The organism is Aeromonas sp. QDB54, from assembly GCF_027707385.1.
GTDB lineage: Bacteria > Pseudomonadota > Gammaproteobacteria > Enterobacterales > Aeromonadaceae > Aeromonas > Aeromonas hydrophila.
The window spans coordinates 1-21,062 of sequence record NZ_JAPCIT010000003.1 but is presented as its reverse complement, the minus strand read 5'-3'; the positions used below and the strand labels follow the sequence as shown (position 1 = coordinate 21,062).

The window sequence follows — 21,062 nt, the reverse complement described above, 5'->3', positions numbered from 1 at the left end:
CGGCGGTTTAGCCGAAGTCGAACAGGCGGGACATCAGCACGGCATCTTCCCGATCCTGGCCGGTGCCGTAGTAGTCGGCACGCCGGCAGTACTCGGCAAACCCTTCGCTCTCGTAGAGGCTGATGGCGGTGCTGTTGCCGGCCCGCACCTCGAGGAACCAGGCCTCGGCCTTGTTGGCCTTGCTACGGGTGAGGTACTCCCTGAGCAGCGCCCGCCCCAACCCCTTGCCCTGAAAGTCGGGGTGCACGCAGATGTTCATCAGCGAGCTGTCACCCGCCACCAGATCCGAGATGTAGAAACCGGCCGGCTGGCCGTCGACCAGCAGCAGGCCGTTGAGGTAGCGCGGCCCGAAGCAGGAGAGCAGATTGGCCTGACTCCAGGGCTCCTTGTGGGCAGCCTGTTCGATGGGGTAGATGAGCTCGAAGTCGGTCTCGAGCAGGGGACGAAATTGCACCATGGTGGCTCCGGGTCGGGGCGGCTGAACGAAGAGAGGGTGGGGCACGGCGTTCAGCCGAGGTGCCCCTTGAGCTGCTGCCACAGCGCCCGTTTCTGGGCCGGGCTGGGCGCGAGCGGGCAGATCAGGGCCTCTGGCCAGGCGGGATCGGCTGCTTCCAGCCAGAGCAGGGGCGGGGTGTGGCCAACGGGCAGGCTGCTCAGCAGGCTGACCTCGTCGCTGCCGATGCCGAGCAGCTGGCAGAGATCCGCCAGCAGGCCGGGGGCGGGCAGCCGGCTCGCCAGGATCCAGAGCTTGCCGCTTGGCGGCTCGCTTGGCACAGCCGAGGTGGGGGCTGTCTCCTGCTCACTTGCCGGGATCTCATTGGCCAGCGCGGGCGCAACCTGATGGCCGGCCAGCAGGGCCGGCCGGCGCAGTTGCCAGCTCGGGATGCCCATCCGGGCCAGCAGGTGTTGCCGCAGGCGACCGGATGCCTGGTCAGGTTGCGCGGGGGCGGGCTCCCGCGCCGTGGTCAGCTGCACTGGATCTTGCATGGACGATGACTCAGTCTTGATCTGCATTGATGAAAAAAGCTCTGCGCAGGGTACACTCGAACGCGTTTTGCTGCATCTTTTGCGGTATGTTTTAGCCAGGTGAGGCGGCCCGGCGCTCGGCAACCGGCCAGAGCGAGCCACAGGTGGCCTCCCGACAATCCAACAAGCAGGACAGGGAACCTTCGATCGCGTCGCGGGTGTGCCGGTTCCAGACAACCCCAGTATCGGAAGTGTGCCTATGCCACCTTTAGCATCACAGAATCTTCGTCTCGCCCCCATTCACGAACGGCTGCCACGCCTGCTGTCGGCCCTCGGCGAGGGGCTCTACGAGCGTCAGGATGCCCTGCGGCTCGGTTTGCTGGCAGCGCTGTGCGGCGAGAGCGTGTTTCTGCTGGGCCCGCCCGGCATCGCCAAGAGCCTGATCGCGCGGCGCCTCAAGCTGGCTTTCTTCGATGCCCGCCACTTCGAATACCTGATGACCCGTTTCAGCACGCCGGAGGAGGTGTTCGGCCCCCTCTCCATCCAGGCGCTGAAGGAGGATGGCAAGTATCTGCGACTCACCGCCGGCTACCTGCCGGAGGCCGAGGTGGTGTTCCTCGACGAGATCTGGAAGGCGGGCCCCGCCATCCTCAACACCCTGCTCACCGCCATCAACGAGCGGCAGTTTCGCAACGGCGACAGCCAGCACCCCATCCCCATGCGGCTGCTGGTGACCGCCTCCAACGAGCTGCCGGCCCCCGACAGCGGGCTGGAAGCGCTCTACGACCGCATGCTGGTGCGGATCTGGATGGACCGGGTGCAGGAGAAGGCCAACTTCCAGGCCATGCTGGCCAGCGACGGCCAATCCCACCAGAATCTGCCGCCCTCGGTGCAGATCCACGGCGAGGAGTACCTGGAGTGGCAGGAGCAGATCGACCGGATCCGGCTGCCGGACGACTGCTTCGAGCTCATCTATCAGCTGCGTCAGCAGCTCGACAGCCAGCTGGCCCACAGCTGCTATGTGTCGGATCGGCGCTGGAAGAAGGCGGTGAGGCTCATCAAGGCGAGCGCCTTTTTCAACGGCCGCGACGAGGTGGCCCCGCTCGATCTGCTGCTGTTCAAGGATTGCCTCTGGCATGACGAGGCCTCGCGCACCGCCCTGCTGGAGATGATGACCGAGTTCTCCCGTCTCTACGGCTATCAGCAGCTGGCCATGACTCGTCAGCTGATGGGGCTGCGGGAGCAGTTCAAGCAGCTCAAACAGAGCGTGGCCCAGCGCCTGTGCTGCAAGGCCAGAAAGCGCCAGCAGTGGTTCGGGCGCCGCGCCCGCGGCATCCAGATCCCGCTGGCCAACGCCCGCCCGTTCGGCAAACTGGCGCATTTCCACCTGCTCACCCCGGCGGCGCTGGATGGCGATGATCCGGAGCGGCTGGTGGAGACGCTGGTGTTCGACCGCACCCTGCTCTCCCACTGGCATCCCACCGGCGAGGCGCTGGTGGGCTGGCCGCTCGGCAACCCCAAGGAGGGCCACTACGAGCTGGTGCTGGACGACGAGCTGCGCCTGCACGTGCTGGACTTGCAGCGCCAGCAGATCCCCCTGGTGCTGGTGGAGCGCAACCCCATCCCCGAGGTGGTGATCGCCCCCTGGCAGGCCGCCCTGACCGATCTGCTGGCAGAGGCCGGCGTGCTGGTGCAGGAGCTCAAGCGCCAGCGCAACCTGTTCGAGCGTCATCAGCAGCACCTCTTCATCGGTCGCCACTGGCTGCAGCAGGTGGAGGACAGCTTCTTCGTGCTGAACCGGGATCTGGACCAGCTGCGCGCCGACCTCAGCCACTGGCACGACCGGCTGCCACAGCTGGACGCCTGAGCCATGGCGAGCGCGAAAGGGACTGTGGTGAGCCTGGTCGGCGGAGGTCGCCATGCTTGAGATCGGCATGATGGATCTGGGGCTGCTCATCGGCGAGGGGGAGCTGGCGGGCGAGATGGCGCTGCTGTTGGCCTCCACCCCCAAGATCTCCGAGTTCATCAAGCGCTCCCCGCTGCAGGGCAAATTGTTGCAAAAGCGCATCCGGCGCTGGAGCGAACAGCTGGGGGAGGAGATGCGCCACAAGCCGGTGCCGGTGGCGCTGGAGCAGGAGTATCGCCTCTATCAGGCCCACAAGGGGTTGCCGCTGGCCGAGCTGATGGGGCGATTGCCGGCCCTGCTGGACGGGCTGGAGCAGTACAGTCCCTTCGCCGGCGAGGCGCGCAGCCTGGTGCGCCAGCTGATGGCTCACCCCACCGACAGCCAGCGCCAGCTGCTGATCGAGAAGTGGCGCACCAGCCTGGTGGGCAGCCTGCTGCAGTTGCAGCAGCAGATCGCCGAGGCGGAGCGGGAGAAGCAGCGCCAGGAGATCGAAGATCAGCTGCTGGCGAGCCGTACCCTGGCCGATGCGCTCGATCCCAACCAGATCTCCGCCGGCGGGCTGTGGGATCTGGCGCAGGGCAGCTGGCACAAGCGCAGCCTGGTGCTGGTCAAGCAGTACGCCCGCATGTTGCAGCGCGAGCCGCTGCTGGCGGAGATCGCCAACCTGCTGGGGCGCAGCCAGCAGGACAACCGGGCCAACGATTCGCCGGTGCCGCCGGTGCAGGTGCACGAGCTGGAGGAGGTGCAGACCGACGATGTGCCGGATGATCTGGTGGGCATTCATCCGGCCAGCGATCTGATGCGACTGTTGCCGAGCGAGGCGGTGATGCTGGCGCTGCCGGAGCTGGAGCTGGAGTTCTACCGCCGCTATCTGGAGCGGCGACTGCTCAGCTACCAGTCGCGCGGCACCCTGCCGCGCCAGCGCATCATGCTGCGCACCCCGGAACTCGGCGGGCGGCAGCTGCAGCAGCGGGGGCCCTTCATCGTCTGCATCGACACCTCGGGCTCCATGGGGGGATACCCGGAGGAGTGCGCCAAGGCGCTGTTTCTGGCGCTGCTCAAGGTGGCGATGGACGAGAAGCGGGGCTGCTACCTGATGCTCTTCTCCACCGAGGTGGCGACCCTTGAGATCACCGCCGACACCGGGCTCGACAAGGCGGAGCGCTTCCTCTCCATGAGTTTTCACGGCGGCACCGATCTGGTCCCCTGCCTCGAGAAGGCCCTGATCAAGCTGGATGACCCCGCCTTTGCCAAGGCGGACGTGCTGGTGGTCTCCGACTTCATCGCCCAGAGCCTGCCCCACAGCCTGCTGGATCGGATGAACCGCCAGCGCAAGCAGCAGACCCGCTTTCACGCGGTGGCCATGTCCCGCCATGCCAAACCGGCGCTGCTGCGGGTGTTCGACAACAGCTGGCTGCTCGATTGCGGCCTGCGCGGGCGCCTGCTGCGGCGCTGGCAGCGCAGCTGAGCCAGGCCGTCAGCAGCGAGGCTGGTGGCCGAGTCCCCGTTCGTTGACCTGCTCCTGATCCAGCAGCGGCTGGCCGCTCGGCTGGGAGACGTAAAAGCCCCGCTTGCCGCTGCGCTTGACCCGATACATGGCCTGGTCGGCGCGGGCCAGCGCCGTGCTGAAATCATCCTGCGGCCGGATCGCCGCAATCCCCATGCTCAATCCCACCGAGGCGTCGCCGTTGGGCAGCTCGAACGGGGTGGAGATGGCGTTGATGCACTGGCGGGCCAGGTGGCTGGTACGGGGATCGTCGCAGCTCCAGGGCAGCAGCAGCACGAATTCGTCGCCGCCGAGCCGGCCTATCTTCACCCCCTCCTCGCAGCAGTCGCGCAGGCGGCGGGTGAGGGCGATCAGCAGCTCGTCGCCGGCGCGATGACCCAGGTTGTCATTGACCTGCTTGAAGTCGTCGAGATCGATGAAGCAGATCGCCTGGTACTCCTGCGGGAACTGGCGCTGCAGCGCGGTGCGGTTGAGCAGGCCGGTGAGGGGATCCCGGTGGGCGAGCTGGGCCAGCTGCTGCTCGTACTCCTTCTCGTGGGTGATGTCGATGTGGGTGCCCATCACCCGGATGGGATTGCCCTGTGCATCCCGCTCCACCACCCGGCCCCGGTCCAGCACCCAGGTGGTCTTGCCATCCTTGGCGATCATCCGGTGCATCACCTGATAAAACGGGCTCTTGCCGCTCAGGTGATCGAAGAAGGCCTGCAGCACCCGTTCCCTGTCTTCCGGGTGCAGGTGCTCGCGCCAGACGTCGAAGTGGGCCGACAGCTCCTTGGGCTGGTAGCCGAGCATGGCGCCCCAGCGGCGGTTGAAGATGATGAGCTTGCCGGTGGGCACATGGTTCTGCCAGATGCACAGGCCGGTGCCGTCCATGGCGGCTTCCAGCTTCTCCCGCGCATCCTCGGCAACCCGCTTGAGCCGTTCGTTCTCCTGCAGCAGCTTGTCGTAGGCCGCCTGCAGCTCCTGGTATGTCATCAACCCGCGCTTCCCTGTAGTGGATGGCGCTTATAGTCGATGCTGATTTTCCATCTGTAAAGAGGCACAAGGAGTCAGTGTGAGAGCCCGCCAGATCTGGCTGTTTTTCTCTCTTTCTCCCAGATGGCTGTGTGCTTGAACAAGGCAGGATATGATGGTCATAGTGAACACACCTGCCTAGCTGCACCACCAGAGGGGAAACCGAACCGGCATGAAACGCATCATGACCCTGATCCTGCTGACGGGATTGTGCACGCCCCTCGCCTGGGCGGCCCGGGCGCCGCTGACCGAACCCCAGCTCTCCCGCGAGCTGCAACTGCTGGAAGAGGGCTTCCAGCCCGACCGCATATTCCGGCTGCGCATCGCCGCGCTGGTGGCAAGCAAGGATGAGTATCCCCTCGACGTGCAGGGGCGCATCGTGCGCCTGCAGTGCTGGGCCATGCCCGCCGAGTGGGACAGCGAGTATCGCGCCGTGGTGGCCTTTGCCGATCAGCAGCTGGCCATCGCCCGGGCCCGCAAGGACAGGATCACCGAGACCGGCCTGCTCACCTGTCGTGGTTTTCACCAGCAGCTGCTCGGCAACATGGACCAGGCCAAGGCCGACTACCAGCAGGCGCTGGTGCTGGCCCGCCGGCTCGGCGATCGGCTGCAGGAGGCCGACATCCTCAGCTTTCGCGGCGACATGTACGCCTACCAGGGGGAGCTGGCGGAGGGACTGATGGAGCTTATCGAGGCGCACAAGCGCTTCGAGTCGCTGGGGCAGGACGGCAAGGCGCGTGAGGTGCTGGCCCAGATCGCCAACGCCTACCGGCGGATGGGGCTCTACGAGCGGGCCGATGGCTACTTCAAGGAGCTGGAGCACGACTACGGCACCCTGGGGGATCAGGAGCGGCTGGTGGACATCCGCTCCCAGCAGGGGCTGCTCTATGCCGAGATGGGGGAGTATGAACGGGCTCTGCCGCTGATGATCCAGGCCGAGCAGCTCTACCGCTCCCAGCAGAAAGAGGGACAGCTGGCCTGGATCCAGATCGAGATCGCCACCATCCTGCTCAACCAGAACAAGGTGGCCGAGGCGGTGAGCAAGCTGCAGCAGGCGGATGCCATCCTGCGCGGTGGCGAGAGCTCCGACAGCGTGACCCTGGGCCACTGGCAACTGGTGATGGGGATGGCGGAAGCGGCGCAGAGCAACCCGACCAAGGCGCTCTACTACCTGGCCCAGGCTGAACCCATCTTCGTCAAGGAGAAGAACCAGCGCTTCCTGGCGCGGGTCTACGAGGTGCGGGCCCGGATCCTGGAGCAGCAGGGGCAGATCAACGGGGCACTGGCCAGCCTCAAAAAGTACGTCGAGACCAAACACTCTCTGGAGCGGGTGCTCAGGGAGCAGCGTTCGTTGCAGATGCGCTTCGAGTTCGATCTGGCCCGCAAGGAGCTGGAGAACCAGGCCCTCAAGACCAAGCAGCTGCTGCAGGAGGCCAAGCTCAAGCAGCTGCAGGAGCGGCGCCACTGGCAGTACGCTGTGGTCATTCTGTTGCTGCTGGTGATGGGCATGCTGGCGCTGCATCAATTCAACCGCTCCCGCAAGATGCGCCGGCTCGCCATGACCGACGATCTGACCGGGCTGCACAACCGCCGCCAGATCCAGGCCAAGGGGCAGGCCTGGTTCAAGCAGGCGCGAGAGCATGGCCGGACCTTGTCGGTGCTGCTGCTCGACATCGATCACTTCAAGCAGGTCAACGACACCCTGGGCCACCACATGGGGGACAAGGTGCTGGCCGAGGTGGCCAGCTGCGTCGCCGCCCAGCTGCGCTCCCTCGATCGGGTGGGGCGCAACGGTGGCGAGGAGTTTCTGGTGCTGCTGCCCGACACCTGCCTCGACGAAGCGGTCGAGGTGGCGGAGCGGATCCGCCATCGGGTCGCCCAGCTGCGCATCGACGGGATGCCGGAGGGGCAGCCGGTGCACGTCAGCATCGGCTGTGCCCAGTACAGCCCCCTCGACGAGAGCTTCGGCGATCTGGTGCAGCGGGCCGACGAGGCCATGTACCGGGCCAAGCAGGCGGGCCGCAATCAGGTGATGCGGGCCGAGTAGGGGGCGCAGGCTCCCCTGCTCGACTGCAAAGCCGGGCTGGGTATTTTTCACTCGCGCGGGTATAATGTCGCGCAATTTTGCTTTGGCTCAGGTGAGAAGACCCATGTAACGCAACCCTCTTCCTCTCTCCACCGGTTGGTCTGATGCCAGCTTGGTGTGGCTCGTTGCGTATCCATGCCGGACCGTGAGTCAATGCGGCACTCCGGAATTATCCCACGGTGGCTTAAGGCCGCCGCCCAATAGAAGAACGTTGAATTATGTCAGCTGAATTTCTGAGTGAAGTCTCCAAGAGACGCACTTTTGCGATCATCTCGCACCCGGATGCGGGTAAAACCACCATCACCGAAAAAGTCCTGCTGTTCGGACAGGCCATTCAGCGTGCCGGTACCGTCAAGGGCCGTGGCTCGGGCCAGCACGCCAAATCCGACTGGATGGAGATGGAGAAACAGCGTGGTATCTCCATCACTACCTCGGTGATGCAGTTCCCCTATGCCGATTGTCTGGTCAACCTGCTCGACACCCCGGGTCACGAGGACTTCTCCGAAGATACCTACCGTACCCTGACCGCGGTCGACTGCTGCCTGATGGTCATCGACGCCGCCAAGGGTGTTGAAGACCGGACCCGCAAGCTGATGGAAGTGACCCGGCTGCGCGACACACCCATCCTCACCTTCATGAACAAGCTGGACCGCGAAGTGCGCGATCCGATGGAGGTCATGGACGAGGTGGAGCGCGAGCTCAACATCATGTGCGCCCCCATCACCTGGCCCATCGGCTGTGGCAAATCCTTCAAGGGTGTCTACCACCTCTACAAGGACGAGACCTACCTCTATCAGAGCGGTCAGGGCCACACCATCCAGGAGAAGCGGGTGGTCAAGGGGTTGAACAACCCCGAGCTGGATGCCGCCATCGGTGAAGATCTGGCGGCTCAGCTGCGCGGCGAGCTGGAGCTGGTGCAGGGCGCCTCCCCCGAGTTCGATCACGATGCCTTCATCGCCGGCGAGATGACCCCGGTCTTCTTCGGTACTGCACTGGGCAACTTCGGTGTCGACCACATGCTGGACGGCCTGACCGACTGGGCACCGTCGCCCATGCCGCGCAAGGCCGAGAGCCGCGAAGTGGCGGCCACCGAGGAGAAGTTCTCCGGCTTCGTGTTCAAGATCCAGGCGAACATGGACCCGAAACACCGCGACCGCATCGCCTTTATGCGCATCGTGTCAGGCACCTACTCCAAGGGCATGAAGATGCGCCACGTGCGTATCGGCAAGGACGTGAACATCTCCGACGCCGTGACCTTCATGGCCGGTGACCGTGAGCAGGCGGAAGACGCCTTCGCCGGTGACATCATAGGTCTGCACAACCACGGCACCATCCAGATCGGTGACACCTTCACCCAGGGTGAGGATCTCAAGTTCACCGGCATCCCGAACTTCGCACCGGAACTGTTCCGCCGTATTCGCCTGCGCGACCCGCTCAAGCAGAAGCAGCTGCTCAAGGGGCTGGTCCAGCTCTCCGAAGAGGGCGCGGTGCAGGTGTTCCGTCCGCTCATCAGCAACGATCTGATCGTGGGTGCGGTCGGTGTGCTGCAGTTTGACGTGGTGGTATCGCGCCTCAAGAGCGAATACAACGTCGAGGCGCTGTACGAGGCGGTCAACGTCTCCACCGCCCGCTGGGTGGAAGGGACAGACGTCAAGAAGTTCGAGGAGTTCAAGCGCAAGAACGAGGTCAACCTGGCCCTTGATGGCGGTGACAACCTCACCTACATCGCGCCGACCATGGTCAACCTGCGCCTGGCCCAGGAGCGTCACCCTGACGTCCAGTTCCGCCAGACCCGCGAGCACTGACAAGCGCTTGCCCGCTAGGCAGACAAGATAAAAAAAGACCCCGCCCAGGCGGGGTCTTTTTTTGCATGACGATCAAGGCGCAGATGGGGGCAGAGCTGCCATCACCCGTCGACAAGGGGGGCAATGCCCCCTATAAAGGAGGCTGTTACATGATTCAGGGAGTGATGCATGTCGGTCGAACTGCCCGTCGAGGCACAATTTAACGCTTACAACGCCCACGATCTCGAGGCTTTCCTGGCCTGCTTCTGCGAGGCGTTCAAGGGATACCGGATGCCGACGGAGAGCCCGAGCACTGTGGGCAAGGGGGCGCTCAGAGCCTTCTATGCCGAGCACAGATTCAATAACCCGCTGCTCAGGGCCGAGCTGCTGTCGAGAACCGTCATCGGCAACAAGGTGTTTGATCACGAGTTGATCTATGGCCTCTCCCCCGAGCCGTTGGAGAGCATGGCCGTCTTCGAAGTGGAGGCGGGCCTGATCAAGACGGCCTGGTTCTACTTCCCCACCTGAAAGGCGCCCAGCGCCCCTGTCTGCCTTGGCCTGACTGCAAACACCGCCCGCTAACACCGGCTGGCGTCAGGCCTCGCCCTCCATGCCGCTGGCGAGGTTCGCCAGCCAGCGTTTGACCAGCCGCAACTCCTCCTCGGCCAGCGGGGCGGCCAGCTCCTGCTCCAGCCGGGCGACCCTGGCCTTGGCCTCGGCCAGCAGCGTGGCGCCCGCCGGGCTCAGACTGAGCTGCTGGATGCGGCCATGCTGGAGGTGAGGGGTGCGAGCCAGCAGGCCGCTGCGCTCCAGGCTGGTCACCATGGGGCTCACCGTCTGGGGAGTGAGCAGGGTGAGGCGGGCGAGCTCGGCGTTGGAGCTGCCGGGGTAGGCATCCAGCATGGTGAGCAGGGCAAACTGGGGCGCCGTGATGGGCAGGTCCGCCAGCGCCCGCTCCATGCGCAGGCGCTGGGCGGCCGCGGCCTGGCGCAGCAGATAGCCGAGGTGACCCGCTTCGCCGCGCTTGCCCTCACCGGGGGCGGGCAGGGGGATGGGCAGCTCTGTACTCAAGAGGGGCTTGTTTATCATGTCAGGGTGCTGATATGTTGTTCGTGCCCTGATATTAAATCATGCCCAAGGAGAACACCAGAATGAGCACCCGCATCGATTACCCCGACTTTCGCCAGCTGCTGCCGGCGGCTCACGACGCCCTGATCGCCGCCGGCAAGGCGGTGGACGAGGCCGGCCTCGACAAGAGCCTGAGCGAGCTGGTGAAGCTGCGCGCCTCCCAGCTCAACGGTTGCAGCTTCTGCCTGCAGTATCACCTGAACATCGCCCGTCGCAGCGGGGTGGGGCAGGCCAAGCTGGATCAGCTGGCGGCCTGGCGCGATGCCACCGTGTTCAGCGCCCCGGAGCGGGCGGCCCTGGCCTGGACCGAGAGCCTGACCCGGCTGCCGCCGGATGGCGTGCCCGACGCGCTCTACGGCGAGCTGCGCGAGCACTTCAGCGAGGCACAGATAGTGCAGCTGTCGGTGACGGTGGCCACCATTAACAGCTGGAATCGGCTCGGGGTGGCGCTGCGTTTCGTGCCGCCTGCCGCCCAGCTTTGAGCGGCAGGCAAACAAAAGGGCGGCATTGGTGCCGCCCTTTTTCATCCTGAGTTGATCACTCAGGCCGGTCGCTGGCCATCGTCGGCGCCAAGCGCCAGCACCATGCAGATCTCGCAGGCATCGTGCCCGGTGCTGCCGAGCGGGCCCGGCAGGTGTTCGAAGCCCAGGGATTCGTAGAGCGCGGTGGCCTCGCGCAGCACTGCGGTGGTTTCCAGGTAGCAGCGCTGATACCCGAGTGCGCGCGCCTCGTCCAGCGCCTGCAGCACCAGCCGGCGTCCCAGTCCCAGCCCGCGCAGGGAGGGCATGAAGTACATCTTCTGCAGCTCGCAGACTTGCCCCTCTTCCCCCGCCAGCGGCGCTATGCCGCCTCCGCCGAGAATGGTGCCGTCCGGTCCCTCGATCACCCAGTAGCGGCTCTGCGCGCCCTGATAGGTCTCATGCAGCCGATCCAGATTGGGGTCGGCCACCCCGTAGCCCTTGTCGGCGGTGAGGCCGTATTCGGCGGAGACGGCGCGGATCACGGCGGCAATCTGGCCGTTGTCGGCCGACCGGATCGGGCGAATGCGGTAGCCCTGCTGGCGGCGGGCACGGGAGAGGGCGCTGCGATAGAGGCGCAGGCCGGTCCACAGCTGCTCGCGCTCGGCGAGGGTGAGCTGGGCCAGGGTCTCCTCCATTGCGCTGTCCATCTCCTGATGCAGATCCAGCAGCTGGGCCTGGCCGGCGATGGTGAGGCGCGCCTCCTTGCTGCGACCATCGGACGGATGGGGGTGCCAGCTGATGAGCTCGCGCTCGGCCAGGCGGGCCAGCGGGCGGCTGGCGTTGGACTTGTCGATGCGCAGCCGTTCGGCCAGTTGCTGGTTGGTGGCGGGGCCGCTCTCCAGCTCGATCAGCAGATGGGCTTCGAGCGGGCTGAGCGCCAGTTCGCCGCACTGCTGGGAGAGCATGCCGAGTTCGCGAACCAGATCGCGCGACAGGGCGCGCAGGGGGCGGGGATCCATATCAGGGCTTCCTATTTGGTTGTCATCAACAACCAATATAGCCAACTAGTTGTTACTAGCAACTTTTTTATTGAGTCAGCGAAGGATCACGAAACCGGCAGGAATGACAAGCGGATATAAAAAAGGGCCCGGGAGGGGGGGCCCAAACATTGGAAACCCGCGCGAGGGCGCAGATCCCATCCTTGGTCAGGCAAGGTGCCGGCGAGCGTTAGACCAGCTCGGCCAGCATGGTGTCGGCATAGGGCACCAGGGCGTCGCCCTGCTTCACTTTGGCGAGGTAGTCCGGGTTGGCGATGAGCGGGCGACCGATGGCGACGAGGTCGAAGCGGTCGGCCTTGATGGCCTCGGCGGCGGTCTCGGCGCTGTAGTTGCCCACCCCCACCAGATGGCCGTCGTAGCGGGCGCGCAGGTAATCGGAGGCGCGGCCGTCCAGGTAGTCGAAGGTGAGGCTGTCATCGAAGATGCCCAGATGCACATAGGCCAGGTTGCGCTGATTCAGCTCGGCCAGCAGGTGGTCGAACACGGCGCGATCCCGCGGATCCCCTTCAAGGTGCACGTAGGCACCGGGGGAGAGGCGCAGGCCCACCCGATCCGCACCGATGCGGGCATCGATGGCATCCACCACCTCCAGCGCGAAGCGGCTCATGTTCTCGGGGCTGCCGCCGTAGTTGTCGGTGCGCAGGTTGCTGGCATGGTGCAGGAACTGATCGATGAGGTAGCCGTTGGCACCGTGGATCTCCACCCCGTCAAAGCCCGCTTCGATGGCGTTGGCGGCAGCCTGGGCGTAATCCTCGACCAGCTGGGCGATTTCGCTCTCGGTCAGGGCGCGCGGCACCTGATAGACCAGCTCGCGCATGCGGGGCACAGTGCCCTCATGGGCGACGGCGGAGGGGGCCAGCACTTCGGCGTGGTGGAAGAAGGGGTGGGAGAGACGACCCACGTGCCACAGCTGGGCGAAGATCTTGCCGCCGTTGGCATGCACGGCGCCTGTCACTTTCTTCCAGCCGGCGATCTGCTCGGCGCTGTAGATTCCCGGGGTATTGGGGTAGCCCTGCCCGTCCGGCCGGATGATGGTGGCTTCGGAGATGATGAGGCCGATGTCGGCGCGGCGCGCGTAATAGGCGGCCATCTGCTCGGTGGGCACCAGGCCCGGGCCTGCCATGCAGCGGGTGAGGGGAGCCATCATGAAACGGTTGGCGAGGGTGAGGGTGTCGTTGAGGCGGTAGGGCTGAAACAGGGTATTCATGATCGTCTGTCCTGAGGGAGTGATTCTTGAACGTGCATTCAAGACGTTTTTTGTTTTGTGTGCAAGTCTTTTTTGAACGAGCATTCAACATGGGTTGGTGTTGCCGGCCCGCTGGGGTAAACTTGCCGCCCTCTTATTTCCCCTCGCCGGCCCCTGGCCGGTGAATCCGCTTTTTCAACGGAGAAACCATGCGCAGCGCCGAGTTCAACCGGGACGACGTCTTGCGAAATGCCATGGAGGCATTTCGGGCCAAGGGTTACGCCAAGACCACCATGCAGGAGCTGGTGGCGGCGACCGGGTTGCATCCGGGCAGCCTCTACGCGGCGTTTGGCAACAAGCGCGGCCTGCTGCTGGCGGCGGTCGATCACTATGTGCAGGAGAAGAGCGCCCTGCGGCGCAGCTTCTTCGCCGCCGCGAGCCCGCTGGCTGGGGTGCAGGCCTACCTCGAGCAGGTGGTGAACGACGCCCTCTGCGGCACCTGTCTGGTGACCCGCACCCTGATGGAGCTGGCGGAGCAGGACGAAGAGCTGCACCTGAAACTCAAGGCCATCTATGGCGAGCTGGATGCGGATCTGGCGGCGGTGCTGAGCCTGGCCCTCGAGCGCGGCGAGCTGGCGGCCGGGCGCGACATCCCGACCCTGACCGCCTTTTTACTCATCAACATCCAGGGCCTGGTCACTTTCGCCCAGTGCCGCCCCGATCCCGCCCTGCTGGGCGGCGTGGTCACCCAGTTGATGACGGCCCTGCGGGCGTAATGCGCCGCTCAGAAACAACCATGGCTCCCGCGGGAGCCATGGTTGTTTCTGGGGATGTCACTCGCAGCCTGATTGTTTGCTCCCTTCTCCCCTTGCGGGAGAAGGGTTGGGGATGAGGGGGCACACGTTGCCGGGTTACTCCGGATTAACCAACTCCTTCATCAGCGCCTTCAACCAGATCAACGCTGGTTGCTGCGCATGCACCGGATGCCAGACACAGTTGAGGTGATAATCCGGCACATCTTCGGGCAGTGGCAGGCTTTTCAGCGGCCAGTGGCTGGCGAGCAGCTCGGCCACCATGCTGGGCAGCACCAGCAGGTGATCGCTCTGGCTGACGATGGCGGCGGCGGACATATAGCTCTGGCTGTTGACCGAGATGGTGCGACTGAACCCCAGCGTCTTCAGATAGCGGTCGAGGCTCGCCTCCGAGGTACCGAGCGGTGAGTGGAACACATGGGGCATCTCGATCAGTTGTGACAAGCTGATGCGCTCGGCCGGCAGCGCTGGCTCATCCCCACTCTCTGCGATCGCCGGAGCGGCCATCGGCAGATCGGCGCGCACCAGCCCGGCCAGCGGCTCGGTGAGCCAGGTCTCCTTGCCGAGATACCCCGGCACCTGCATGTATTCGTCAAAGCCCAGCACGAGATCTATCTCGCCGCTCGCCAGCTCGGCTTCGGGCAAGGTGTCGCGCAAGATGCGGATCTCGATGGTGACTCCGGGCGCCAGCCGTTTGAGGCGCTGGATAAGCGGCGGGATCAGCACGCACTCCACGTAATCCGTGGTGCAGAGCACGAAGCGGCGCTTCGACTGGCTCGGTTCGAACACCTCCTCATCGCTGAGTTGCTGCTCTAGCAGCCGCAGCGCCTGCTGCACCCCCAGATGCAGCCGCTGGGCGCGCGGGGTTGGCAGCATTCCCTGCGGGGTGCGCACCAAGAGCGGATCGCCAAAGAAGGTGCGCAGACGATTGAGCGCATGGCTCATGGCGGGCTGGCTGATAAAGAGGGTTTCGGCGGCGCGGGTGACGCTGCCCTGCGCCATCAGGGCGTCAAAGGCGAGCAGCAGGTTGAGGTCGAGCTGGTGCAGTTTCATCAAGATTATTTGCCAGGCTTATGGGACAATCCATCCTATTCATTTGATGGATGTGAGCGCAACTTCTTACACTGCGACCACTGTTATTTTTCCAGGATCCCCGCGCCGCGTTTTCACGCCTGCGGGGTCTCAATCCATGCAAGGAGCCTTGCGATGAGCATCAAGACCATGAACACCACGCCGGCCGCTGACGGCTTCACCATGCCCGCCGAGTGGGCACACCAGCAGGCCGTCTGGATGATCTGGCCGTTTCGCCCGGACAACTGGCGTGAGGCCGGTCGCTTCGCGCAAGCCACCTTCGCCAAGGTGGCGGATGCCATTGGGCAAGCCACCCCGGTCTTTATGGGGGTACCGGCCCAGTTTATGGAGCAGGCTCGCGCCATCATGCCCAGCCATGTCACCCTGGTCGAGATGAACAGCGATGACTGCTGGGCCCGCGACAGCGGCCCCACCATAGTCACCAACGCGGCCGGCGAGTGCCGTGGGGTGGATTGGGGCTTCAACGCCTGGGGCGGTCACAAGGGCGGTCTCTACTACCCCTGGGATCAAGACGAGCAAGTGGCGGCCCAGATGCTGGCACAGCACGGCATGGCCCGTTACGACGCGCCGCTCATTCTGGAAGGGGGCTCCATCCACGTCGACGGCGAAGGCACCTGCCTGACCACCGCCGAGTGCCTGCTCAACGAAAACCGCAACCCGCACCTGAGCAAAGAGCAGATCGAAGCTCACTTGTGCGACTATCTGGGTGTGAAGAGCTTTATCTGGCTGAACGAAGGCGTCTACATGGACGAGACCGACGGCCACATCGACAACATGTGCTGCTTCGTGCGTCCGGGTGAAGTGGCTCTGCACTGGACTGACGACCAGAACGATCCCCAATACGCCCGCTCCCTGGCCGCCCTCAAGGTGCTGGAAGCGGCGGTCGATGCCAAGGGTCGCAAGCTGAAAGTGTGGAAGCTGCCCCAGCCGGGCCCGCTCTACTGCACCCAGGAAGAGTCTGCCGGTGTCGAGAGCGGTACCGGTGTGCCGCGTGAAGCAGAAGGTCGTCTGGCCGGCTCCTATGTGAACTTCCTCATTACCAACGATCGCATCGTCTACCCGCTGCTGGATGCCGCCACCGACGGCGAAGCCCAGCGCATTCTGGAAGAGATCTTCCCGGATCACACAGTCGTCGGCGTACCGGCCCGCGAGATCCTGCTGGGCGGTGGCAATATCCACTGCATTACCCAGCAGATCCCCTCCGGCAAATAAGAACCGGTTCCGGTGAGTATTCAAAACCCCACTCAGTGGGGTTTTCTCTCTTGATGACGTGATGGTCGCAGGCGCTGATGCGGCGATCATCATGACAAACAGTCACCCTTTTACAGGAGATCCCCATGATCGAAGTGACCGAGGTTTCCATTGCCGAGCTGCGTGCCGCGCTCGAATCAGGCCGCACCACAGCGGTCGAACTGGTCAAGGCCTATCTGGCCCGGATCGAGGCCTACAACGGCCCCGAGACTGCCACCAAACTCAATGCCGTGGTGGTCGCCAATCCCGATGCGCTGAAAGAGGCCGAGGCTTCCGATGCCCGCCGCGCCCGTGGTGAAACTTTGGGGCCGCTCGACGGCATCCCCTACACCGCCAAAGACAGCTATCTGGTCAAGGGGCTGACTGCCGCCTCCGGCAGCCCGGCCTTCAAGGATCTGGTGGCCCAGCGCGATGCCTTTACCGTTGAGCGCCTGCGCGCCGCCGGTGCCATCTGCCTTGGCAAAACCAATATGCCGCCGATGGCCAATGGCGGCATGCAGCGCGGCGTCTATGGCCGTGCCGAGAGCCCCTACAACGCCGACTACCTGACCGCGCCGTTTGCCTCCGGCTCCTCCAACGGCGCCGGTACTGCCACCGCCGCCAGCTTCTCCGCCTTTGGTCTGGCGGAAGAGACCTGGTCGAGCGGCCGTGGCCCGGCTTCCAACAACGGCCTGTGTGCCTACACCCCGTCCCGTGGTGTCATCTCGGTGCGTGGCAACTGGCCGCTGACTCCGACCATGGATGTGGTGGTGCCCTACGCCCGCACCATGAATGATCTGCTGGAAGTGCTCGATGTAGTGGTCGCCGACGATGCCGATACCCGTGGCGATCTGTGGCGCATGCAGCCCTGGGTGCAGCTGCCCAAGGCCTCCGAGGTGCGTCCGGCTTCCTATCTGGATCTGGCTGCCAAGCCCGATGCCCTCAAGGGCAAGCGCCTCGGCGTGCCACGTATGTTTATCAACAAGGATGAACTGGCCGGCACCAGCGAAAACCCCGGCATCGGTGGCCCGACCGGTCAGCGCATCCATACCCGCGAGACCGTGATCGCCCTCTGGGAAGATGCGCGCAAGGCGCTGGAAGCCGCTGGCGCCGAAGTCATCGAAGTGGACTTCCCGCTGGTCTCCAACTGCGAAGGGGACCGACCCGGCGCGCCGACCGTGTTCAATCGCGGCATCGTGAGCCCGGAGTTTCTCAACGACGAGCTGTGGGAGCTCTCCGGCTGGGCGTTCGATGACTTCCTGCGCGCCAACGGCGATCCCAAGCTTAAGCAATTGGCCGATGTCGATGGGCCGAAGATCTTCCCCCACGACCCGGGCACCCTGCCGAATCGCGAGGGCGATCTGGCGGCGGGCATGGACGAGTACGTCAATATGGCAAAGCGCGGCATCAAGCGCTTTGACGAGATCCCCACAGTGCCGGACGGCCTGCGCGGTCTGGAAAAGACCCGCAAGCTGGACTTGGAGGACTGGATGGACGGGCTCAAGCTCGATGCCGTGCTGTTCCCGACCGTCGCCGACGTCGCCCCGGCTGATGCGGATGTGAATCCGGCTTCCGCCGATATCGCCTGGAGCAACGGCATCTGGGTTGCCAACGGCAACCTCGCCATTCGCCACCTCGGCGTGCCGACCGTCACCGTCCCCATGGGGGTGATGGCCGATATCGGTATGCCGGTGGGGCTGACCTTCGCCGGTCGCGCCTATGACGACAACAAGCTGCTGCGCTTTGCCTCGGCTTTCGAGTCCACCGGCAGCAAGCGCAAGGTGCCACCGCGCACGCCGCCGTTGGCCTGATTGCGTTAGTGCCCTGTCCGCGAGGTATCAGGGATAAAGAGAGAGGGAGGCATCATGCCTCCCTCTTTTTTCGTCCAGTTTTATGGCCCCGGCCATCACACCCGGATGTTCTGGCCCGTGCCCATCTCGCTCTTGTTCATATGCGGTGTCTGCTCCTCTTGGGACAAACAGTCCTCCCACTCGTGGGCCTTCTCCAGCAGATCGGCGAGGCTCTCCCTGATCTGTTGCGGGCGATAGTTCCCCAGCGCGATCTGGGAAAAAAATGATACCCGCTCGGTGCCGGGATAGATACCGACCCCGTAGCCATGGCGCAAGGGGGAGAGGGCATGCTCGCCAAAACGCAGGAACAACTCGCGGGATAGACGTTCTGGGAGATCGCTCGCCGTGGTCACCGAGAGCACCAGCGCCATCTCGTCGGGTTGAGCCACGATATTGACCACAAAGGGGGCGGTCGCCTCCTCTACTGCTCGCTGGATCTCGAATGTGCAGACGCCGTTTTCATCGAAGGCCAGCGGTTCGACCGACAGCTCGGCCACGATTTTCTGATAGATATCCAACACAACACTCCAGTCCGGTTGCCCGGTCGTCTTCGAAGGGGCAGGGCAAGATCACAAAGAGATGGCCCTGCCACCGAGCGGGCAGGGTCGTCATCCATATCCCGGCAAGGGCTACACCTTGATATTGAGTGCTCGGCCCTCTTCCAGTTCGAACACCCGGACATCGCTCACCGGATTGTCGTTAAAGCGCACGCTTTTCTTCATCTTGGCGGGGGCGTTCTCCCCGTCCGATGAGCCAGTATTTTCATCGATCGCCGGTGAGGTCTCGTTGGTGCGTGTGTTTGCCGCAGTCAGGGCATCCAGCTCGGCGCTGGCTCTTTGCTCAAACAGCTGGCCGAAGCTGCGATTGAACTCGGCATTGACCTTGGTGTTGAACACCTCCGACTCCTGGCTCTGCACCTTCAATGCCTCTTGCAATGCCTTGGGATCGTTACTCAGCGAGGTGAACAGCGTATTGGTCTGCTCGATGGCACGGGAACTCAGCAGGCCGAAGATGGCATCTCTCCCGTTGATAAAACTGGAGAAGTGCTCCATAGCAAATGCCCGGGAGGAATCGCTCATGGTCTCAAGACCCAGCCGATTCTTGTTGGCGTCGGTCACATCCGCCAGAGTCGCGGTCTTGGGATCGCTGCCCGGCTTCAGATACTGGGCATCGTTCTTGAACTCGCTGATGGGCTGGTTAAAGGCTTGCTGCACAAGCTTCTTGATCTGGCCCAGTTCAGTCAGCTGCCGCTGCACCTCGGACTGAATTTGAGTGGCCCGGGTGGTGAGCGCACTCTCCCCCTTGGTGGCGGCTCGGCTAAAGAAGTCGACCACCGCATTTTTGATGCGACCCAGTGTGCTTAAATGGGCCAGGTCCCGCTGTACGGAGACATCCCCACTCTTGCCGATATGAATGCTGTAATCCTTGCCTTCACCCAGATGAAGGGCAAGCTTCTGATTGCTGCCGGGATTGACGTTGGCGAGCTGCAGGCTGTCGATAGCCTTCAACATCACCGGGGTAGCTCCATGAATAGCCATGACCTTGGTTCCTTATCTCACTAACAAGCGATACATCAGGCCTGCATCATACCTGTCAGTGAAAACGGCGTTTATTAGCCATGGTTGCACTATTTTAGTTTGGGGCTGACATGCGCCAGTCGCGCCTATGGTGACAACAACCTGCTGCGCTTTGCCTCGGCCTTCGAGTCCACCGGCAGCAAGCACTGGGTGCCGCCGCGCACGCTGCCGTTGGGGTGATAAGATCAGTCGGTAAACACGCAAATCTCGTCCAGTTAGGATGAAACTAAAACCACCTGCAATACAGGTGGTTTTTTATCTCCATGGAACCATCCAATAGAGTCCCCTGCTATGTAACACTTATTTTTATAAAACCAATCTGCTTTATTTTTTTATTATTCGTGATTGAATCATTTTAAACACCCCTTGTTCTGTGAGCGACCACGTTATTTTGTCTGGAATGCTAGTATCAACATCTATTAAGCCTAAAGCTAATAATTGAATTCTTATTGTGAATAGATCTTGTTGGTTTAAAACCAAGTCTGAAAGGCCACTTCTATTTTTATCAACGGAGCTTATATGCTCTGCGATAAACTCACTCACCTTGCTTTCTCTAGGCTTGTCAGAGATGAATGGTGAAACTAAAGTATATAAATCTGACCAAGTGATTTCAGCTGTCCATGATAAATGTTCTGTGTCTAAATACATGCTCATTTTATTTAAAACAAAGGTTCCATTAAGAGTCACCTTGCTATCAAAATCCGCTAGGTCAGATACACAGATTACGGGGCTTGATAAATTTGAGGTTGAAGCTAAGTTCTTGAGTTCTTCATTCTGTTTGCGTAGATCATTTAGTTCAAGTAAAAGTTCAGGGGAGGCTGATGCATTAGCTCGTACCCAGCCAATTGCGGGGTACATTTTTATTGTTTTATTTAAGCTTAATGCCACTTCACCAGGAAGTTGAGATGAACTTTCCCAAAATCGAACTAAGCGGCCGTTACGCACTTTATTTTTAAATTTTATTAATTTATCGTAATTATTTGGGTCAAGCTCAGTTTTTTCTCTTGGTAAACTGTCTGGTTCATTATGAAGTAACGCAATGACTTTAATGTTTTTGCTAACGGCATAATCAAATTCTTTCTCTGTGTAACTAATACCATCGTCTGCTATAGAACCGTATCTCCCTCCAATAATAAGCAAATAATAATCGCAGTCATCAATGACTTTTTTAATAAACTCCCATTGTTCCTCATCGGCAGCTGGGAATAACTCCATCCCGGCAGGTATACAATCCATTTCCATAAGGGTTTGGAGTACCTTTTGTCTTTCATCTTTTAAATCAACAAAAGTTGAACTAACAAAGACCTGATAACGTTTATTCATAATCACCTAGGGAAGGTGCGAACAAGTCCCTGATATGAGATCATGTTTGTCATCTGGAGCCATGGAACAGGGTTCATCATGA

The 21,062-nt window shown here is 62.5% G+C and carries 19 protein-coding genes; 9 read left to right on the top strand and 10 right to left on the bottom strand.

Features of this window, described 5'->3' with window-relative positions; genetic code table 11:
* Nucleotides 1-7: 7 nt before the first annotated feature.
* Complete coding sequence (rimI, locus tag PG881_RS03580; RefSeq protein WP_011704681.1) at nucleotides 8-457, bottom strand: ribosomal protein S18-alanine N-acetyltransferase; 450 nt, start codon at nucleotides 455-457, stop codon at nucleotides 8-10.
* 50 nt (nucleotides 458-507) lie between these two features.
* On the bottom strand, nucleotides 508-987 hold the full coding sequence (locus PG881_RS03575; protein ID WP_270798058.1) for a DNA polymerase III subunit psi: 480 nt from the start codon (nucleotides 985-987) through the stop codon (nucleotides 508-510).
* A gap of 238 nt (nucleotides 988-1,225) precedes the next feature.
* On the opposite strand from PG881_RS03575, the gene PG881_RS03570 reads away from it, so the two are divergent.
* Entirely contained in the window at nucleotides 1,226-2,833 is a 1,608-nt protein-coding gene (locus tag PG881_RS03570) for an ATPase RavA domain-containing protein (protein ID WP_270798057.1), read from the top strand.
* A 52-nt stretch (nucleotides 2,834-2,885) separates the two neighbouring features.
* Nucleotides 2,886-4,340, top strand: coding sequence for an ATPase RavA stimulator ViaA (viaA, locus tag PG881_RS03565; RefSeq protein ID WP_158198019.1), 1,455 nt, complete (start codon nucleotides 2,886-2,888; stop codon nucleotides 4,338-4,340).
* Nucleotides 4,341-4,349: 9 nt separating this feature from the next.
* Here viaA and PG881_RS03560 read toward each other — a convergent pair whose 3' ends face one another.
* The gene (locus PG881_RS03560) at nucleotides 4,350-5,354 is read right to left on the bottom strand and encodes a sensor domain-containing diguanylate cyclase (RefSeq protein WP_270798056.1); all 1,005 of its coding nucleotides are present in this window, start codon (nucleotides 5,352-5,354) and stop codon (nucleotides 4,350-4,352) included.
* Between the two features lie 223 nt (nucleotides 5,355-5,577).
* On the opposite strand from PG881_RS03560, the gene PG881_RS03555 reads away from it, so the two are divergent.
* The 3 genes from PG881_RS03555 (at nucleotide 5,578) to PG881_RS03545 (ending at nucleotide 9,791) form a co-directional block, all read left to right on the top strand.
* Nucleotides 5,578-7,440: a diguanylate cyclase gene (locus PG881_RS03555; protein ID WP_333563419.1), complete on the top strand. Its 1,863-nt coding sequence runs from the start codon at nucleotides 5,578-5,580 to the stop codon at nucleotides 7,438-7,440.
* A 254-nt stretch (nucleotides 7,441-7,694) separates the two neighbouring features.
* Complete coding sequence (prfC, locus tag PG881_RS03550; RefSeq protein WP_085946238.1) at nucleotides 7,695-9,284, top strand: peptide chain release factor 3; 1,590 nt, start codon at nucleotides 7,695-7,697, stop codon at nucleotides 9,282-9,284.
* Nucleotides 9,285-9,452: 168 nt separating this feature from the next.
* Nucleotides 9,453-9,791 (top strand): nuclear transport factor 2 family protein, encoded by a 339-nt coding sequence (locus tag PG881_RS03545; protein WP_039214220.1) that lies wholly within the window; start codon nucleotides 9,453-9,455, stop codon nucleotides 9,789-9,791.
* Between the two features lie 66 nt (nucleotides 9,792-9,857).
* On the opposite strand, the gene PG881_RS03540 is transcribed toward PG881_RS03545, so the two are convergent.
* Complete coding sequence (locus PG881_RS03540) at nucleotides 9,858-10,352, bottom strand: MarR family winged helix-turn-helix transcriptional regulator (RefSeq protein WP_102989460.1); 495 nt, start codon at nucleotides 10,350-10,352, stop codon at nucleotides 9,858-9,860.
* A 62-nt stretch (nucleotides 10,353-10,414) separates the two neighbouring features.
* Between PG881_RS03540 and PG881_RS03535 the strand changes: the two genes are divergently transcribed.
* Entirely contained in the window at nucleotides 10,415-10,873 is a 459-nt protein-coding gene (locus tag PG881_RS03535; RefSeq protein ID WP_011704690.1) for a carboxymuconolactone decarboxylase family protein, read from the top strand.
* A gap of 59 nt (nucleotides 10,874-10,932) precedes the next feature.
* Here PG881_RS03535 and PG881_RS03530 read toward each other — a convergent pair whose 3' ends face one another.
* Both PG881_RS03530 and PG881_RS03525 read right to left on the bottom strand, forming a co-directional pair.
* Nucleotides 10,933-11,871, bottom strand: a complete 939-nt coding sequence (locus tag PG881_RS03530) for a bifunctional helix-turn-helix transcriptional regulator/GNAT family N-acetyltransferase (protein ID WP_270798054.1) — start codon at nucleotides 11,869-11,871, stop codon at nucleotides 10,933-10,935.
* Nucleotides 11,872-12,079: 208 nt separating this feature from the next.
* The gene (locus PG881_RS03525) at nucleotides 12,080-13,117 is read right to left on the bottom strand and encodes an alkene reductase (RefSeq protein ID WP_270798053.1); all 1,038 of its coding nucleotides are present in this window, start codon (nucleotides 13,115-13,117) and stop codon (nucleotides 12,080-12,082) included.
* A gap of 188 nt (nucleotides 13,118-13,305) precedes the next feature.
* Between PG881_RS03525 and PG881_RS03520 the strand changes: the two genes are divergently transcribed.
* Nucleotides 13,306-13,872 carry a TetR/AcrR family transcriptional regulator gene (locus PG881_RS03520; RefSeq protein WP_024944533.1) on the top strand — a complete coding sequence of 189 codons (567 nt, stop codon included), beginning with the start codon at nucleotides 13,306-13,308 and terminating at the stop codon, nucleotides 13,870-13,872.
* 135 nt (nucleotides 13,873-14,007) lie between these two features.
* Here PG881_RS03520 and PG881_RS03515 read toward each other — a convergent pair whose 3' ends face one another.
* Nucleotides 14,008-14,961, bottom strand: a complete 954-nt coding sequence (locus tag PG881_RS03515; protein WP_270798271.1) for a LysR family transcriptional regulator — start codon at nucleotides 14,959-14,961, stop codon at nucleotides 14,008-14,010.
* A gap of 153 nt (nucleotides 14,962-15,114) precedes the next feature.
* Between PG881_RS03515 and aguA the strand changes: the two genes are divergently transcribed.
* Nucleotides 15,115-16,212 (top strand): agmatine deiminase, encoded by a 1,098-nt coding sequence (gene aguA / locus PG881_RS03510; RefSeq protein ID WP_270798052.1) that lies wholly within the window; start codon nucleotides 15,115-15,117, stop codon nucleotides 16,210-16,212.
* A gap of 125 nt (nucleotides 16,213-16,337) precedes the next feature.
* Complete coding sequence (locus PG881_RS03505) at nucleotides 16,338-18,041, top strand: amidase (protein WP_270798051.1); 1,704 nt, start codon at nucleotides 16,338-16,340, stop codon at nucleotides 18,039-18,041.
* Between the two features lie 95 nt (nucleotides 18,042-18,136).
* Here the strand turns inward: PG881_RS03505 and PG881_RS03500 are convergent, their stop codons facing one another.
* The 3 genes from PG881_RS03500 to PG881_RS03490 all read right to left on the bottom strand — a co-directional run bounded on the left by PG881_RS03500 (nucleotide 18,137) and on the right by PG881_RS03490 (nucleotide 20,980).
* Nucleotides 18,137-18,601, bottom strand: a complete 465-nt coding sequence (locus PG881_RS03500; RefSeq protein ID WP_270798050.1) for a CesT family type III secretion system chaperone — start codon at nucleotides 18,599-18,601, stop codon at nucleotides 18,137-18,139.
* Between the two features lie 108 nt (nucleotides 18,602-18,709).
* The gene (locus tag PG881_RS03495; protein ID WP_270798049.1) at nucleotides 18,710-19,618 is read right to left on the bottom strand and encodes a hypothetical protein; all 909 of its coding nucleotides are present in this window, start codon (nucleotides 19,616-19,618) and stop codon (nucleotides 18,710-18,712) included.
* 363 nt (nucleotides 19,619-19,981) lie between these two features.
* The gene (locus PG881_RS03490) at nucleotides 19,982-20,980 is read right to left on the bottom strand and encodes a DUF4062 domain-containing protein (RefSeq protein ID WP_270798048.1); all 999 of its coding nucleotides are present in this window, start codon (nucleotides 20,978-20,980) and stop codon (nucleotides 19,982-19,984) included.
* Nucleotides 20,981-21,062 lie beyond the last annotated feature (82 nt).